13 protein-coding genes are annotated in these 14,743 nt (G+C 71.3%); 1 reads left to right on the top strand and 12 read right to left on the bottom strand.

Features of this window, described 5'->3' with window-relative positions; all coding sequences use genetic code 11:
* Nucleotides 1-42: 42 nt before the first annotated feature.
* The 12 genes from HF519_RS25985 to uvrB all read right to left on the bottom strand — a co-directional run bounded on the left by HF519_RS25985 (nt 43) and on the right by uvrB (nt 13,957).
* Nucleotides 43-1,143: an acetoin dehydrogenase dihydrolipoyllysine-residue acetyltransferase subunit gene (locus HF519_RS25985; protein ID WP_169415624.1), complete on the bottom strand. Its 1,101-nt coding sequence runs from the start codon at nt 1,141-1,143 to the stop codon at nt 43-45.
* Nucleotides 1,144-1,242: 99 nt separating this feature from the next.
* Nucleotides 1,243-2,256: an alpha-ketoacid dehydrogenase subunit beta gene (locus tag HF519_RS25980; RefSeq protein ID WP_169415623.1), complete on the bottom strand. Its 1,014-nt coding sequence runs from the start codon at nt 2,254-2,256 to the stop codon at nt 1,243-1,245.
* A 14-nt stretch (nt 2,257-2,270) separates the two neighbouring features.
* On the bottom strand, nt 2,271-3,266 hold the full coding sequence (locus HF519_RS25975; protein ID WP_169415622.1) for a thiamine pyrophosphate-dependent dehydrogenase E1 component subunit alpha: 996 nt from the start codon (nt 3,264-3,266) through the stop codon (nt 2,271-2,273).
* Nucleotides 3,263-4,030: an acetoin reductase gene (locus HF519_RS25970; protein ID WP_169415621.1), complete on the bottom strand. Its 768-nt coding sequence runs from the start codon at nt 4,028-4,030 to the stop codon at nt 3,263-3,265. The genes HF519_RS25975 and HF519_RS25970 overlap by 4 nt, the downstream gene beginning before the upstream one ends.
* 31 nt (nt 4,031-4,061) lie before the next feature.
* A complete protein-coding gene (locus HF519_RS25965; protein ID WP_169415620.1) occupies nt 4,062-5,132 on the bottom strand; it encodes a 2,3-butanediol dehydrogenase in 1,071 nt (356 codons plus the stop codon).
* Nucleotides 5,129-6,226: an ATP-NAD kinase family protein gene (locus HF519_RS25960; protein ID WP_169415619.1), complete on the bottom strand. Its 1,098-nt coding sequence runs from the start codon at nt 6,224-6,226 to the stop codon at nt 5,129-5,131. Before HF519_RS25960 ends, HF519_RS25965 begins: the two co-directional genes overlap by 4 nt.
* Before the next feature lie 257 nt (nt 6,227-6,483).
* The gene (gene lpdA, locus HF519_RS25955; RefSeq protein ID WP_169415618.1) at nt 6,484-7,866 is read right to left on the bottom strand and encodes a dihydrolipoyl dehydrogenase; all 1,383 of its coding nucleotides are present in this window, start codon (nt 7,864-7,866) and stop codon (nt 6,484-6,486) included.
* 106 nt (nt 7,867-7,972) lie between these two features.
* The gene (locus HF519_RS25950; RefSeq protein ID WP_246245192.1) at nt 7,973-9,181 is read right to left on the bottom strand and encodes a GAF domain-containing protein; all 1,209 of its coding nucleotides are present in this window, start codon (nt 9,179-9,181) and stop codon (nt 7,973-7,975) included.
* 322 nt (nt 9,182-9,503) lie between these two features.
* Nucleotides 9,504-10,034, bottom strand: a complete 531-nt coding sequence (locus HF519_RS25945) for a VOC family protein (RefSeq protein WP_312860356.1) — start codon at nt 10,032-10,034, stop codon at nt 9,504-9,506.
* Nucleotides 9,967-10,305, bottom strand: coding sequence for an MmcQ/YjbR family DNA-binding protein (locus HF519_RS25940; protein ID WP_169415617.1), 339 nt, complete (start codon nt 10,303-10,305; stop codon nt 9,967-9,969). Before HF519_RS25940 ends, HF519_RS25945 begins: the two co-directional genes overlap by 68 nt.
* Entirely contained in the window at nt 10,302-11,531 is a 1,230-nt protein-coding gene (locus HF519_RS25935; RefSeq protein WP_169415616.1) for a glycosyltransferase 87 family protein, read from the bottom strand. The genes HF519_RS25940 and HF519_RS25935 overlap by 4 nt, the downstream gene beginning before the upstream one ends.
* A gap of 257 nt (nt 11,532-11,788) precedes the next feature.
* A complete protein-coding gene (gene uvrB, locus HF519_RS25930; RefSeq protein ID WP_438826442.1) occupies nt 11,789-13,957 on the bottom strand; it encodes an excinuclease ABC subunit UvrB in 2,169 nt (722 codons plus the stop codon).
* 63 nt (nt 13,958-14,020) lie between these two features.
* Here uvrB and HF519_RS25925 point away from each other — a divergent pair, with 63 nt between their 5' ends.
* Nucleotides 14,021-14,539 (top strand): ribonuclease FAU-1 family protein, encoded by a 519-nt coding sequence (locus HF519_RS25925; protein WP_169415625.1) that lies wholly within the window; start codon nt 14,021-14,023, stop codon nt 14,537-14,539.
* The last annotated feature ends 204 nt before the right edge of the window (nt 14,540-14,743 follow it).

Raw genomic sequence — 14,743 nt, 5'->3', positions numbered from 1 at the left:
TGCCCGTCCCATCCCCTCCTGTTCCCACGAACGACCGTGGCGTTACGTCTGGGCCTGGATCAGCCGCACCACCTCGTTCGGCGCCTCCATCTGCGGCATGTGCCCGGCGTCGACGAGTTCGACGGTGACGCCGTCGGGCCGCGGGAGGATCGCGTCCGACCGGCCCCACACGATGGTCACCGGCACCTCGACGCCCTCGAGCAGGGCCCGGGCGTCGATGGCCTGCTGGTCGTCGTCGGTCAGCAGGGTGCCCAGCATCGTCTCCAGCGCGGCCGGCACCCCGTCGAGGCGCTTGTACTTCAACAGGTCGTCGACCAGCTGACGGGTGACCTGCCCCTGATCGGCGAACAGCTCACCCACCAGCGGCTTGAGCTCGCGGCGCGACGACGCCGCGGCGAACCCCCGCAGGTAACCCGCGTTGGGCGTGCCACCGAACCCGGCCGGGGCCAGCAACGTCAGCGACGCCACCTTGTCCGGCGCCGATCGGGCCGCCGCCACGACCACCGCGCCGCCGAGCGAGTGACCGACCAGGTGCGCCCGGCCGATACCGGCCGCGTCGAGGAACCCGAGCAAGGTGCTCGCCAGCAGGTCGAGCGACCCGTCACCGACGTCCTTGCTCGACGCACCGTGCCCCGGCAGGTCGAGCGCGTGCACCGGGTGCGCGTCGGCGAGCGGTTGCTGGACGAACAGCCAGGAGTTCTTGTCCCCGCCGTATCCGTGCACGAGCACGACCGGCTCGGCCTCGACCTCCGCGCCCAGGGTCAGGTAAGAGATCGTCCGGCCGTCGACCTCGACCGACAGCGGCTCCGGTTCCTCCTCGACGGCGAGCGCACCGGACTCGATCTCGGCCAGCGCCTCGGCGACGGCCGCCTCGATCTCGTCGTCGGAGACCTCCGCCGGCGCGACCAGCGCGAGGGTGGCCCCGATCGGCAGTTCCGAGTCGGGCTGGGCGACGATCCGCCGCAGCAGCCCCTCGGTCGGCGACTCGAGCGTTCCGGCGATCTTGTCGGTGTCGATGTCGACGAGGTCGTCACCCTTGCTGATCGTCGTGCCCTCGTCGACGAACCACTCGATGATCTTGCCGGTCTTCATCGAGAGGCCCCATTTCGGCATGGTGACCTTCTGGATGCGGTCATCGGTCATGATGCTCGCTCCGCAAGCTGCGCTCGGTCATGATGCTCGCTCCGCAAGCTGCGCTCGGTCATGATGCTCGCTCCGCAAGCTGCGCTCGGTCATGACCGGCTACTTCTTCCACTCCACGGCCGTCTTCACCGCGTTCGCGACCTTCTGAGCGTCCGGGATGAACACGTCCTCCAGCGAGTCCGCGAAGGGCACCGGCGTGTGCGGGGCGGTGACCATCTGGATCGGCGCCCGCAGCGACCCGAACGCGTCCTGCGCGACCGTCGCCGAGATGTCGGTCGCCAGGCTGCACCGGGGGTTCGCCTCGTCGACGACGACGAGTCTGCCGGTGTTCTCGACGCTCTCCAGGATCGTGTCGGTGTCGAGCGGGCTGACCGTCCGGGGATCGATGATCTCGGCCTGGATCCCGGAGCCCGCCAGCTGCTCGGCCGCCTCCTGCGCGGTGGCCACCATCCGGCCGATGGCGACGATCGTGACGTCGTCCCCCTCGCGGACCACGTTGGCCTCGCCGAACGGGATCGCGTAGCTCTCGGCCGGTACGTCGCCCGCGGTGTCGTAGAGCATCTTGTGCTCGGCGAAGATCACCGGGTCGTCGTCGCGGATGGACTGGATGAGCAGGCCCTTGGCGTCGTACGGGTTCGAGGGCACAACCACCTTGAGCCCCGGGATGTGGGTGAACACCGACAGCAGCGACTGCGAATGCTGCGCGGCGGCGCGCAGCCCCGCGCCCCACATGGTCCGGATGACGACGGGGGTCACGGCCTTGCCGCCGAACATGTACCGGAACTTCGCCGCCTGGTTGTAGATCTGGTCGAAGCAGACCCCCATGAAGTCCACGAACATCAGCTCGGCGACCGGGCGCAGCCCGCCCGTGGCCGCGCCGATCGCGGCGCCGATGAACGCCGACTCCGAGATCGGGGTGTCCATGACCCGGTCCGGGAACCGCCCGTACAGGCCCTTGGTCACACCCAGGACGCCGCCCCAGGCGTCCATCTCCCCGGGCGACCCGGTGCCGCCGACGTTGTCCTCGCCCATCACGATGACGCGCTCGTCGCGCTCCATCTCCTGTGCGATCGCCTCGTTGATCGCCTCGCGGTAGGTGATGCTGCGTGCCATTGTCACTACCCCCTTCAGTACGAGACGTAGACGTCGGTGAGCAGGTCGTCGGGGCCGGGCTTGGGTGCTGCCTTCGCCTCGACGACGGACTCGTCGATCAGCTTCGCGACCTCGACGTCGATCGCGTCGAGCTGGTCGCCCGTGAGCTGGCCGGTCTCGGTCACCCGGCCGCGGAACCGCTTGAGGCAGTCGAGCTTCTCCCGGGCCTGGGCGACCTCGTCGGCCCGGTAGAGCTGCTGGTCGCCCTCGAAGTGGCCGAAGTAGCGGGTGAACTTGACCTCGATCAGGGTCGGGCCGCCACCGTCACGGGCCCGCGCGATCGCCTCGCCGGCCGCCTCGTAGACCGCGAAGAAGTCGAACCCGTCGACGATCACGCCGGGCATGCCGAACGCGGCGGCCCGGTCCGCGATGTCGTCGGTGGCCACCGACCAGCTGGAACTGGTGGCCTCGGCGTACCCGTTGTTCTCGGCGACGAAGATCGCCGGCAGGTTCCAGATGCTGGCCAGGTTGAGCGACTCCAGGGTCGTGCCCTGGTTCGACGCGCCGTCGCCGAAGAAGGCGACCGCGACCCCGCCGCTGCCGAGCTGCTTCGCCGCGAGCGCGCGCCCGCAGATCAGCGGGGGGCCGCCACCCACGATCCCGTTGGCTCCGAGCATGCCCTTGGACAGGTCGGCGATGTGCATCGAGCCGCCCTTGCCACGACACGATCCGGTGCTCTTGCCGTAGATCTCGGCCATCATCGCCTTGACGTCGACACCCTTGGCGATGCAGTGCCCGTGACCGCGGTGCGTGCTGGCGATGGCGTCGCGGTCGTCGAGGTGGGTGCAGACGCCGGTGGCCGACGCCTCCTCCCCCGCGTACAGGTGCACGAAGCCGGGGATGTCGCCGCCCGCGAACTCCTCGTGCACCCGCTCCTCGAAGTCGCGGATGGTGCGCATGGTGCGGTAGGCCTGCAGCAGCGCGTCGGGGCCCAGCTCCTGGGTCACGCTGGTCGGGAGAGTCCCGGTCATGTCATCACGATCCCTCCGTCGATCACGACCGACTGTCCGGTCATGTAATCCGAATCCGGTCCGGCCAGGTACGAGACGAACCCGGCGACGTCGTCGGGGGTCTGCACCCGCCCCAGCGCGATGAGCTGGGAGTAGTTGGCGAGGGCCTCGCCCTTCGCGGTGCCGAGGTAGGCGCCGAGCTTCTCGTCGATCAGGTCCCACATGTCGGTGCCGACGATGCCCGGGCAGTACGCGTTGACGGTGATCTGGTGCTTCGCCAGTTCCTTGGCGGCGGCCTGGGTCAGCGCGCGCACGGCGAACTTCGTGGCCGAGTAGTGGCCCAGGTAGTCGAACCCGGAGTGGGCGGCGATCGACGCGGCGTTGATGATCTTCCCGCCGTGTCCCTGCGCGATCATCCGCTCGGCGGCGGCCTGCAGGCAGTAGACGACGCCGAACACGTTGACCCCGAAGATCTTCTCCAGGTCGTCCGGGGTGACCTCCAGGATCGTCTTGACCTGGGCGATGCCGGCGTTGGCCACCATCACGTCGACCGAACCCAGCTCCCCGGCCGTGCGGTCCACCATGGCGAACACGGCGTCGCGGTCGGTGACGTCGGCGGGGGCGGCGATGCTGCGCCCCCCGGCGTCCGCGATCTCCGCCGCGACCGCCTCGGCGCCGGCCTTGTCGACGTCGTTCACCGCGACGGCGTGCCCGTCCCGGGCGAGCCGCAGCGCGATCGCCCGCCCGATGCCGCGCCCGGAACCGGTCACCACCGCGGTGCTCATGGCGCCACCTCGACGAGCAGGTGCCGCGCGCTCACGACAGCACGTCCTTGGGACTGACGAGGATCTTCACGTTCTCCTCCTTGTTGTCGATCAGCTCCCGGAACCCGCCGGGCACCAGGTCGTCGAGGTCGATCCGGCCGGTGATGAACTGCTCGGCGTCGACGGTGCCGTCGGCGAGCAGCGCGATCGTGTCGGCGTGGTCGCCGCAGTAGGCGAGCGAGCCGATCACGCTGATCTCGGAGAGCACCAGGTCGTTCATCGAGACCTGCGGCACGTGACCCCAGATGGCGACGTTGACGACCGTTCCGCCGGGGCGCACCGAGCCGATCGCCGAGGCCAGCACGGCGTCGATCCCGGCGCACTCGAAGCTGACGTCGGCGCCCGCCCCGCGGGTGAGGTCCCGGATGGCGTCGGGGATGTCGGTCTGCGTCGGGTCCAGTACGACGTCGGCGCCCGCAACCTCGGCCTTGATCTTCCGCGCCGCGGCGGGCTCGACGACGATGACCTTGCCGGCCCCCGCGGCCCGCAGGCAGGCCGCGGTGACGAGCCCGATGGGGCCGGCCCCGAACACCGCGGCCGTCCCGCCCTCGCGCAGCCCGGACAGCCGCACCGCGTGGTAGCCGACCGCCAGCGGCTCGACGAGCGCGCCGATGTCGGTGGGCAGGTCGCCGAGCGGGTGCACCCACTGCGCGTCGACGACGCAGCGTTCGGCGAAACCGCCCTGCTGGCCCGCGAGCCCGACGAACCCGAGCGAACGGCAGATGTTGTAGCGCCCGGCCTGGCACGCAGCGCACTTGCCGCACACGTAGTACGGCTCGACGGCGACCCGCTGACCTTCGGACACTCCGGTCACCCCGGAACCGACCGCCGACACCACACCGGCGAACTCGTGGCCCATGACCACCGGCAGGGTCTCCCCGGTGATCGGGTGCGGCGCGCCGGGCGCGGGGATGAAGATCGGCCCTTCCAGGTACTCGTGCAGGTCCGTCCCGCAGATGCCGCACCAGTCGACGGCCACCTCCACCTGGCCGGGACCCACCTGCGGGTCGGGCACCTCGTCGATACGGATGTCGCCCCGGCCGTGGAACCGTGCTGCCTTCATGAGACCTCCGTCGGACGTGGTTCCGGATGGGTGATCAGCAGTCGACGGTCCGCGGCGGCGGCGAGCACACCGCGGACGTCGAGGACGCGGGGGCCGTCGGCGGCGAGGGTCACCGTGACCGGTCGGGACGGCCCGAACTCGATCTCACGTTCGCCGTCGACCGCCACGGTGCCGGCGCGCACGGCGACCGCACGGGGTGCGTCGACCGGCAGCGCCGCCACCTCGCGCACCCCGATCGGGGCGATGACACCCGGCGCGATCGGGGCGAGCACGGACTGCTCGGCGACTCCCGGCCCGGCCAGCCGGACCACCACGCCGTCGGGGTCGGTGCGACTCGTGGGGCGGAGCAGCCCGGCGATGCTGGAGAGTCCGATCGCGTGCGGCTCGGCGAAGGCGCAGTACAGCTCGTGCAGCGTGTCGGGCTTCCAGAGGGCGCGCGACCCGATGTGGGAGACGCTCGAGACGCAGACGTCGACGAGCGCGACCTCGTGTGCGCCACCGGCCCGCACGTGCAGGACCTTGGCCCGGTAGCTGGACTCGGCCACGTCGACGCGGCCGGTGGCGAGCAGCCCGGCCGCGGTGCCCGCGACGGTGGCCTCCCACATCTCGGGGAAGGCGTTGTTGGTGCCCGTGGACAGGGGCAGCAGCGGGACGTCTCCGCTCTCCGCCGCCGCGGCCCGCACGGTGCCGTCCCCACCCAGCAGCACGATCGCCCCGGCGCCCTGCTTGCGCATCGCCCGGACCAGGGCGCGGGTGTCGTCGGCGGTGCCGGTCAGCTCGTCGAGCTCGATGAACTCGAGCTCCGGCCAGGGCCCGGAGCCGGCCGTCCGCTTGTCCCGGGCCCGCACGACGCCCCCCGCCACGCCCATCGCGTCGGTGGACATCAGCACGCGCTCGACGCCGGTGGCCGCCGCGGCCGAGATCAGCCGCAGCGCCATGTTCGTCTTCTCGGCGTTCGGGAAGACCGACGCCTGCGCGACGAGCCGGCGGATGTCCCGACCGGACATCGGATTGGCCACGATGCCGAGCACGGATCCGGGCCCGGCGGGTAGGCCGGATACACCCGGTGCCCTGCTGTGGCTGCCGACGTTCATCCGCGGATCCCGCCTCGTCGTCGAGTCGTCCGAGCGCTGTCCTGTCTGATCACTGCTCTGTCTGAACTCTGCTCTGTCTGAACTCTGTTCTGTCTGATCACCGGGTCGTCTGATCACCGAGTCGTTCCCCGTAGGTCCTCTGTCCCCGTGTCGCCGGTGGCCCCGCCCGAGCGCCCATAGCCGGAATGTGACCTACTTCACCGCACGTGGCCCGCGTCGGCAATGGTTGCAACCGGGTTGCACGCCGGCGGGGCCGCTCAGCCGTGGGTGTGCAGCGGTTTTCCGGCCAGCGCGAGGTGCGCTTCGCCGAGGGCCTCGTTCTGGGTGGGGTGAGCGTGCACGAACCGCGCGACCTCGCCGGGAACTGCGGCCCAGTTGCAGATGAGCTGGGCCTCGCCGATCAGTTCGCCGACCCGGGCGCCGACCATGTGGATGCCGACGACCGGGCCCGGGGTGCCCTCGGCGCCGGCCTTGACCAGCTTGATCGCACCGGAGGTGCGCAGGATCTGGGACTTGCCGTTGCCGCCCAGGTCGTAGGTCAGGGTCTGGACCTCGCCGTGACGCTCGCGGGCCTGGGCCTCGGTCAGCCCGACCGAGGCCACCTCCGGCTCGCAGTAGGTGACCCGCGGGATCCCGGCCTCCTCGATCACCGGCGGGTTCAGCCCGGCGATGTCCTCGGCCACGAAGATGCCCTGGGCGAACCCCCGGTGGGCCAGCTGCAGGCCGGGCACGATGTCCCCGACCGCGTACACGCCCGCGAGGTTGGTGCGCAGCCGTTCGTCGGTGACCACGAAACCGCGGTCCATGGCCACCCCGGCCTCGTCGTAGCCGTGCCCGGCGGTGTTCGGGCCGCGCCCGACCGCGACCAGCAGCAGATCGGCCTCGAGGTCCTCGCCGGTCTCCAGGCTCACCGTCACCCCGTCGCCGGTCTGCCGGGCGCCGGTGAACTTCACCCCGGTCTTGAAAGTGATCCTGCGGCGGCGGAACGCGCGCTCCAGCAGCTTGGAGGCGAACTCGTCCTCGCCCGGCACCAGCCGGGGCAGCGCCTCGATCACGGTCACCTCGGCGCCGAAGGACCTCCACACGCTGGCGAACTCGACCCCGATCACCCCGCCGCCCAGCACCACCACCTTCTGCGGGACGGTGTCCAGGGTCAGCGCCTGGTCGGAGGTGATGACCCGGCCGCCGATCTCCAGGTCGGGCAGGCTGCGGGCGTAGGAGCCGGTGGCCAGCACCACGTTGCGCCCGACGTAGCGCTGCCCGTCGACGTCCACCGCGTTCGGGGCGACGAAGGTGCCCGCCCCGGTCACGAGCTCGATCTTGCGGGACTTCACCAGCCCCTGCAGTCCCTTGTAGAGCCGGCCGACGACGCCGTCCTTGTAGGCGTGCACCCCGGGCATGTCGATCCCGGCCACCGAGCTCCTCACCCCGATCTGCGCGCCCTCGCGGGCGGCGTCGGCCACCTCCGCGGCGTGCAACAGCGCCTTGGTCGGAATGCAGCCACGGTGCAGGCACGTGCCCCCGAGCTTGTCCTTCTCGATCAGCACCACCGACAGGCCCAACTCCGCCGCACGCAGCGCGCAAGCGTACCCACCCGACCCGCCGCCGAGAATCACCAGGTCACACGACTTCTCCGTCATCTGCGCCTCCGTGGCTGCGCCCGTATCGGCGATACCACGGTGACCGGGTCCAGGGGACGATGGCAACGGTTGCACCGACCTTGCAACGGGCCGGCATCGCTGCCGATCAGCCGCCGGCGGCCAGCCGCTGGACCCCGGGCGCAGTCGAGGCCCGCACCAGGGCGCACCGCGTCAGATCAGGCAACCGGACCTCGACCTCAGGGGCGATCCGGTACGGCCGGGCGAGCAGCAAGCCGCCCAGCGACCGGCGCAACCGAGACATCTCGGCCCGGACCGTCACCAGGTGCCCGGGCTCGCCGTAGAGGGCGTTGCTCAGCGCGGCCGCGTCGAGCCCCGCGCGTCCGGCGTGGGCCAGCAGTAGCAGCACCTCGGCGTGCCGGGTGGACAGCGGGTGGATCCACACGCTCGCGCTCTCCACCACGGCCCGCGGCGGTCGCGAGTCCAGGTCGAGGCTCAACCGCAGCGGAGCCCGGCTCGCCGTACCGTCACCGGCGGCGCGCAGCAGCCAGCCGCCCGGCACCGGTTCCGGCACGCACAGCCCGACGCCGTGCACGGCGACCGGCCTCTCCGGCCGGGGGGCGGCCACCCGGTCGACAGCGGGCATGCCGGTGACCGCCGCGACCCAGCCGTGGTCGTCCACCACGAGTCCGGGGCCGGACACCGTGGCGAGCATCGGGGCCGCCACGGCCCGCAGCGCATCGAGCCGGCCCTCGTGCTGCCGCCACAGGCTGGCCTCGGCCAGCCGCACCGCGGTGCTGACGAGCGCGACGGTGGTCGGGTGCACCGTCTCGGCGGGGCCACTCACATCGACGACGCCGAGCAACTCCCCGGTCCGGGGGTCGTGGACCGGGCACGCCGTGCACGTCCAGAGGTGGTGGGTGCGGACGAAGTGCTCGGCGGAGAAGATCTGCACGGGCGCGTCCTCGGCCAGCGCGGTGCCGATCGCGTTCGTGCCCACGACGGCCTCGGACCAGTTGGCCCCCTCCGTGAAGCCCAGCCGATCCGCCCGGGTGCGGACCCGCGAGGAGCCCTCCCGCCACAGCAGCATGCCGTCGGCGTCGGTGATCACCATGACGTGCCGGGCGTCCTCCGCCACGGACGTCAGTGCCGCCCGCAGTTCGGGGAGCACCCGGTGCAACGGCGAGCGCACCCGGCGCTGCTCGACCTCGTCCGGGCCGGCCGGGCCGGGCGGATCGCCCAGGTCGGGGTCGACCCCCTGGGCCCGGACCCGCTGCCAGGACCGGGCAACGAGTTGCCGCGGGTCGGCCGGGGGCCGGTCGCCGGAGAGCAGCGCGTCGTGTACCCGCGCGAGCATGCGAGCGTGCCGCCCGAGGTCGATCCCCGGCCGGATCGCGCAGACGCCCTCGTCCACTGCCACCCTCCGCATCACCCGGGCCCACACTAGGACGACGTTGTGGCCCGCGCCATAGGTCGCCCGCCGGGCGACGGGGCGTCCGGAGGAGGCCGGCGCCGCCCCCCGCTGCCCCTACGCTGTGTCTCCCGATCCGACGTGAGGAGCTGGCTGCCCGGCGCGCGAAACAGCGTGACCAGGCCCGGCGCCGGCGCCGGCGGACGATCGTGGTGATCCGACCCGTGGAAGATGCGCCATGCCGCGTCCGGTGCACGTCGAGATCAGGTCACTGCACGCAGAACTCGTTGCCCTCCGGGTCCTGCAACACCAGACACCAGCCGGTGGGCTCGTCGACCTCGCGTTGCACGGTGGCCCCGGCGGCGACCAGCCGCTCGGCGTGGGCCCGGGCCGCCGCTCGCTGGTCGCTCGCGCCGAGACTGACGTGCACGTCGAGGTGAACCCGGTTCTTCACCACCTTCGACTCCGGGACGCGCTGGAACAGCACGCGGGGCCCGGCGCCCGCCGGGTCGACCACCGCGGCCAGCCGGCCCCGCACCTCCGGCGGGAGGCCGATGGAGTCGGCGAAAGCGTCCCAGCTGTCGAACCCGGGCGGGGGTGGCTGTACGACGTAGTCGAGTGCGACAGCCCAGAACTGGGGCGAGCCGGAGCGGGTCGTGGGCGTCGACAGTGATCTGCACGGGTACGGCCATGCCCGGCAGTGTGCCGTGCGGCACCGACGGTTCGGGTGGCTACCGGGGCCGCTTGGACTTCGGAAGCCTGGCCACGACGGCGTCGTAGGAGGCGTCCACCAGCTCACACAGCTCGTCGTCGGGGATCACGCCGTCGAGGGCAACGGCGTTCCAGCCGTAGCGGCCGATGTAGGCCATCACGGTCACCGTGCCCGGGTAGCGGTTGCGCAGCTCGGCGGCCTCGTCGGCGTCGCGCCCGCACTTCACCCCGAGCCCGTCACCGCCGAGGAACGCGAAGATCTTGTCGCCCACCTTCGCGACCAGATCGCCCTCCCAGGGCTCGTCGGGCACCGCGCCGGGCTTGGCCAGACAGTAGGCGACGAGCTCATCGTGGGTCATGCCGCGCTCGGTTCCCGCTCCGGCCGGCGCCTGCCGTAGTGCCACCAGCCGACGACCACCAACGCCAGCGCCACGATCACGTAGGTCGCCCCGACGGTCTGCTGGAAGCCGCTCCACGTCAACTCGCGGCCGTCGTTGTGCGGCAGGAACCGGAACGGCGCCAGGTAGAAGGTCACGAGCAGCACGGCGGTGACCGCGGCCCAGCCGACCGACCGCAACCGCAGCGCGTGGCCCACGGTGACCACGAGGGCCGGCGCGATCCAGACCCAGTGGTGCGACCAGGACGTCGGGGACACGAGCAATGCGAACCCCGCCACCGCGATCAGAGCCAGCGCCGGGTCGGCCCGGCGCACGACGGGGAGGATCAGCGCCAGCAGCCCGGCGGTGGCCACCAGCCACACCGCGGTGAGCGCGGCGCCGTCCATCCCGAGCCGCGCGAGGACGGCCTGGATCGTCTCGTTGGTGTAGAAGACGGATCCGCTGACTCCCGAGGCCGGCCCGCCGAACCAGTACCGGGCCGACGATTCGGCGTCGACGAGGAAGCCCAGGCCCGTCGCGGCGGCCCCGGTGACCGCGGCGACGACCGCCGCCCTCATGTCCCGGCGGAGGAGGAAGAACAGCACGAACGCGGCCGGGGTCAGCTTGATGGCCGCCGCGATTCCGACCAGCAGACCGCGCGGCCAGCGTGGCTTCTCGACCAGACAGTCGACGGCGACGAGCGCCATCAGGATCAGGTTGACCTGGCCGAACTCGAACGTCTCCAACACCGGTTCGAGGGCCAAGGCCAAGGGGAGGGCCGCCGAGGCGACCGACAGCGCCCCGCCGGGGCCACCCGCCGGCCACGCCCGCCGGGCCACGACGTACAGCGTCACGGCCAGGCAGGCCAGCGACGACACGAACAGCGCGATCCACGACGCCGTCCAGGGCAGCACCACCAGCGGGGTGAGCACCATGGCCGCGAAGGGTGGGTAGATGAACGGCAGCGCCAGGCCGCTGATCGTGGGCGGCAGGCTGCCGTACATGTCGCCACCGGCCAGCCAGGTCTGCACGCCGAGCCGGTAGACCTCGAGGTCGATGTGGTAGCCGTGGAGGTGGACCAACAGGCCGGTGAGGGCCAGGGTCAGCACAGGAACGGTGACGACGAGCGTCGTCCGGGGCGACGCGAACCGGGGGCGCAGCTGCCGGGCGAACCCGTCGGCGCCCGTCGACGTGCTCGAGACGGTCAAGCGTGGCCTCCGGGCGCTACCTGCGAATGTCGACGGTGGTTACTGCCGGGACACACGGTAGCTGCCGGGACGGATGTCCGGCACAGCGGGCGAACGGCCGGCATCGACCCGGCCGACCCAGGGCTCACCCGGTCGGCTTGAACCGGCGCCGGTGCGGTCCGTCCGTCGCTGCACGGCCGATCGGTGCCCGGCCGGCATCGTGGTCACCCTGCCGGTGAGGTCGGCCGGCGGCGCGATCCGGCATGACACCCGCCGGTTCAGCTGATCCCGGCGGCGTCCATCCCGCGCAGTTCCTTCTTCAGGTCGGCGATCTCGTCGCGCAGCCGTGCGGCGAGCTCGAACTGCAGGTCGCGCGCGGCGGCGAGCATCTGGTCGGACATCTGCTGGATCAGGTCGGCCAGCTCCGCCCGCGGCATCCCCTTGGTGTCGCGCCCCGCGACCACACCCGAGCTCGCCCGGCCGGGTTCACCCGCGGCCCGCTTGCCCCGGGACTGGTTGCGCCCGGACCCGCCGACGGGGACGGGTTCCTCCTCCGCCTCCCGGTACACCTGGTCGAGGATGTCGGCGATCTTCTTCCGCAGCGGCTGCGGATCGATCCCCTTCTCCTTGTTGTAGGCGATCTGCTTGGCCCTGCGCCGCTCGGTCTCCTCGATCGCGTGCTGCATCGAGTCGGTGATCTTGTCGGCGTACATGTGCACCTGACCGGACACGTTCCGGGCCGCGCGGCCGATCGTCTGGATCAGCGAGGTCCCCGACCGCAGGAAGCCCTCCTTGTCGGCGTCGAGGATCGCCACCAGCGACACCTCGGGCAGGTCGAGGCCCTCCCGCAGCAGGTTGATGCCGACCAGCACGTCGAACTCCCCCAGCCGCAGTTGACGCAGCAGTTCCACCCGCCGCAGGGTGTCGACCTCGGAGTGCAGGTAGCGCACCCGGATGCCGAGTTCGAGCAGGTAGTCGGTGAGGTCCTCGGCCATCTTCTTGGTCAGCGTCGTGACCAGCACGCGCTCGTCGAGCTCGGTCCGGGTGCGGATCTCGTGCACCAGGTCGTCGATCTGGCCCTTGGTCGGTTTGACGATCACCTCGGGGTCGACCAGGCCGGTCGGGCGGATGACCTGCTCGACGAACTCGCCACCGGTCCGGGTGAGCTCGTAGGGGCCGGGGGTGGCCGACAGGTAGACGGTCTGGCCGATGCGGTCGCTGAACTCCTCCCAGGTCAGCGGCCGGTTGTCGACCGCCGACGGGAGCCGGAAACCGAACTCGACGAGGTTGCGCTTGCGCGACATGTCGCCCTCGTACATGCCGCCGATCTGCGGCACCGTCACGTGCGACTCGTCGATGACCAGGAGGAAGTCCTCGGGGAAGTAGTCGATCAGCGTCGCCGGCGCAGAGCCCGGCCCACGCCCGTCGATGTGGCGCGAATAGTTCTCGATGCCGGAGCAGAAGCCGACCTGGCGCATCATCTCGATGTCGTACTGGGTGCGCATCCGCAACCGCTGGGCCTCCAGGAGCTTGCCCTGGCGCTCCAGCTCGGCGAGGCGCTCCTCCAGCTCCGCCTCGATGCCCCGGATCGCCTTCTCCATGCGCTCCGGGCCTGCGACGTAGTGCGTGGCCGGGAAGATCCGGAGCGTGTCGACCTGCTTGATCACCTCACCGGTGAGCGGATGCAGGTAGTAGAGCGCCTCGATCTCGTCGCCGAAGAACTCGATGCGGATCGCGAGCTCCTCGTACGCGGGGATGATCTCCACGGTGTCACCGCGCACGCGGAAGGTGCCGCGGTTGAACGCGAGGTCGTTGCGCGTGTACTGGACGTCGACCAGGGCCCGCAACAACGCGTCACGCTCCACCTCGCCGCCGACCGTGAGCTCGATCGACCGGTCGAGATAGGACTGTGGCGTACCGAGGCCGTAGATGCACGACACCGAGGCGACGACCACGACGTCGCGCCGGGACAGCAGCTTCTGGGTCGCCGAGTGCCGCAGGCGCTCGACGTCCTCGTTGATCGAGGAGTCCTTCTCGATGTAGGTGTCCGTCTGCGCGATGTACGCCTCGGGCTGGTAGTAGTCGTAGTACGAGACGAAGTACTCGACCGCGTTGTTCGGCAGCATCTCGCGCAGTTCGTTCGCCAGCTGTGCCGCCAGGGTCTTGTTCGGCGCCATCACCAGGGTGGGGCGCTGCTGCTGCTCGATCAGCCACGCCGTCGTCGCCGACTTGCCGGTACCGGTGGCGCCGAGCAGCACGACGTCCTTCTCACCCGCCCTGAGCCGCCGGTCGAGCTCCGCGATGGCGGCCGGCTGGTCACCGGCCGGTTCGTACTCGCTGACCACCTCGAACCGCCCGCCGGTACGCGGGATCTCGCCTACGGGACGGAACTCCGACTGCGCGGTCGGGGTCTCGGCGCTCTCGGGGATCTCCGTCGCGAATGCCACGTCATCCAGGGTACGAGCCCGGACCGACAATGCGCGGAGCGCGCATCCCCAGGGTCTGACAGGATCAGCGCGGTGCATCCGCCGAAGATCCAGACCTTCGACGTCGCGGCCCGCGTCAACACCGACAACAAGGGGTTCGCGCGCGCGGTCGACGAGTTCCGGGTCGAGCCGTTCGGGCTGTACATGAGCCGGCCGATGATCAAGCGGCCCACCGCGCACTGGATCGAGTCCTGGCTGCTGCCCGACCTCGGGATCTGCGTGACCGACTGGTGGTGGAACCCCGGCCACGAGCGCGACCAGGACTTCTACCTCGACATCGCCGTGATCGAGCGTGGCGCCGAGCGGTGGCGGATGACCGACCTCTACCTCGACATCGTGGTCTGCTCCGGACGCCGCTCGGAGGTGATCGACGTCGACGAGTTCGTGGAGGCCGTCGCCGCCGGGCTGCTCGAGCCGGACCTCGCGGAGTACGCGATGCACCGCACGCACGAGACCGTCGCCGCCCTGGCCGAGCACGGCCACGACCTCGACGCCTGGCTGGCGACCCGGGGGATCACCCTCCGCTGGCGCGGGCGCGGGTGATCAGAGGATCGGGAGGACGCGCCCCAGCGCCGACGAGCTCTCGTCCGGGTCCCGGGAGTCCGAGGGGCGTTGTGCGGATGTGGTGGTCGGGTCCGCCTCGGGCGGGCTCGTCGTCGATCTCGTCGGCCGCGTCGTCGGCTGCGTGGTGGGGTCCGGGGTCCCTTCCGGCAGGCGGGACGATGTCGTCGGTGGGGTCGTCGGCGC

Source organism: Pseudonocardia bannensis (genome assembly GCF_012911875.1).
Lineage (GTDB): Bacteria > Actinomycetota > Actinomycetes > Mycobacteriales > Pseudonocardiaceae > Pseudonocardia > Pseudonocardia bannensis.
This window is presented reverse-complemented; position numbering and strand designations above follow the sequence as displayed.

Bases quoted from the DNA above. Each gene is read 5' to 3' on its own strand.
- HF519_RS25950 (WP_246245192.1), bottom strand. From the start codon at position 9,181: ATGCTCGCGCGGGTACACGACGCGCTGCTCTCCGGCGACCGGCCCCCG.
- lpdA (WP_169415618.1), bottom strand. From the start codon at position 7,866: ATGACGGAGAAGTCGTGTGACCTGGTGATTCTCGGCGGCGGGTCGGGT.
- HF519_RS25980 (WP_169415623.1), bottom strand. From the start codon at position 2,256: ATGGCACGCAGCATCACCTACCGCGAGGCGATCAACGAGGCGATCGCA.
- HF519_RS25970 (WP_169415621.1), bottom strand. From the start codon at position 4,030: ATGAGCACCGCGGTGGTGACCGGTTCCGGGCGCGGCATCGGGCGGGCG.
- HF519_RS25965 (WP_169415620.1), bottom strand. From the start codon at position 5,132: ATGAAGGCAGCACGGTTCCACGGCCGGGGCGACATCCGTATCGACGAG.
- HF519_RS25975 (WP_169415622.1), bottom strand. From the start codon at position 3,266: ATGACCGGGACTCTCCCGACCAGCGTGACCCAGGAGCTGGGCCCCGAC.
- HF519_RS25985 (WP_169415624.1), bottom strand. From the start codon at position 1,143: ATGACCGATGACCGCATCCAGAAGGTCACCATGCCGAAATGGGGCCTC.
- HF519_RS25960 (WP_169415619.1), bottom strand. From the start codon at position 6,226: ATGAACGTCGGCAGCCACAGCAGGGCACCGGGTGTATCCGGCCTACCC.
- HF519_RS25940 (WP_169415617.1), bottom strand. From the start codon at position 10,305: ATGACCCACGATGAGCTCGTCGCCTACTGTCTGGCCAAGCCCGGCGCG.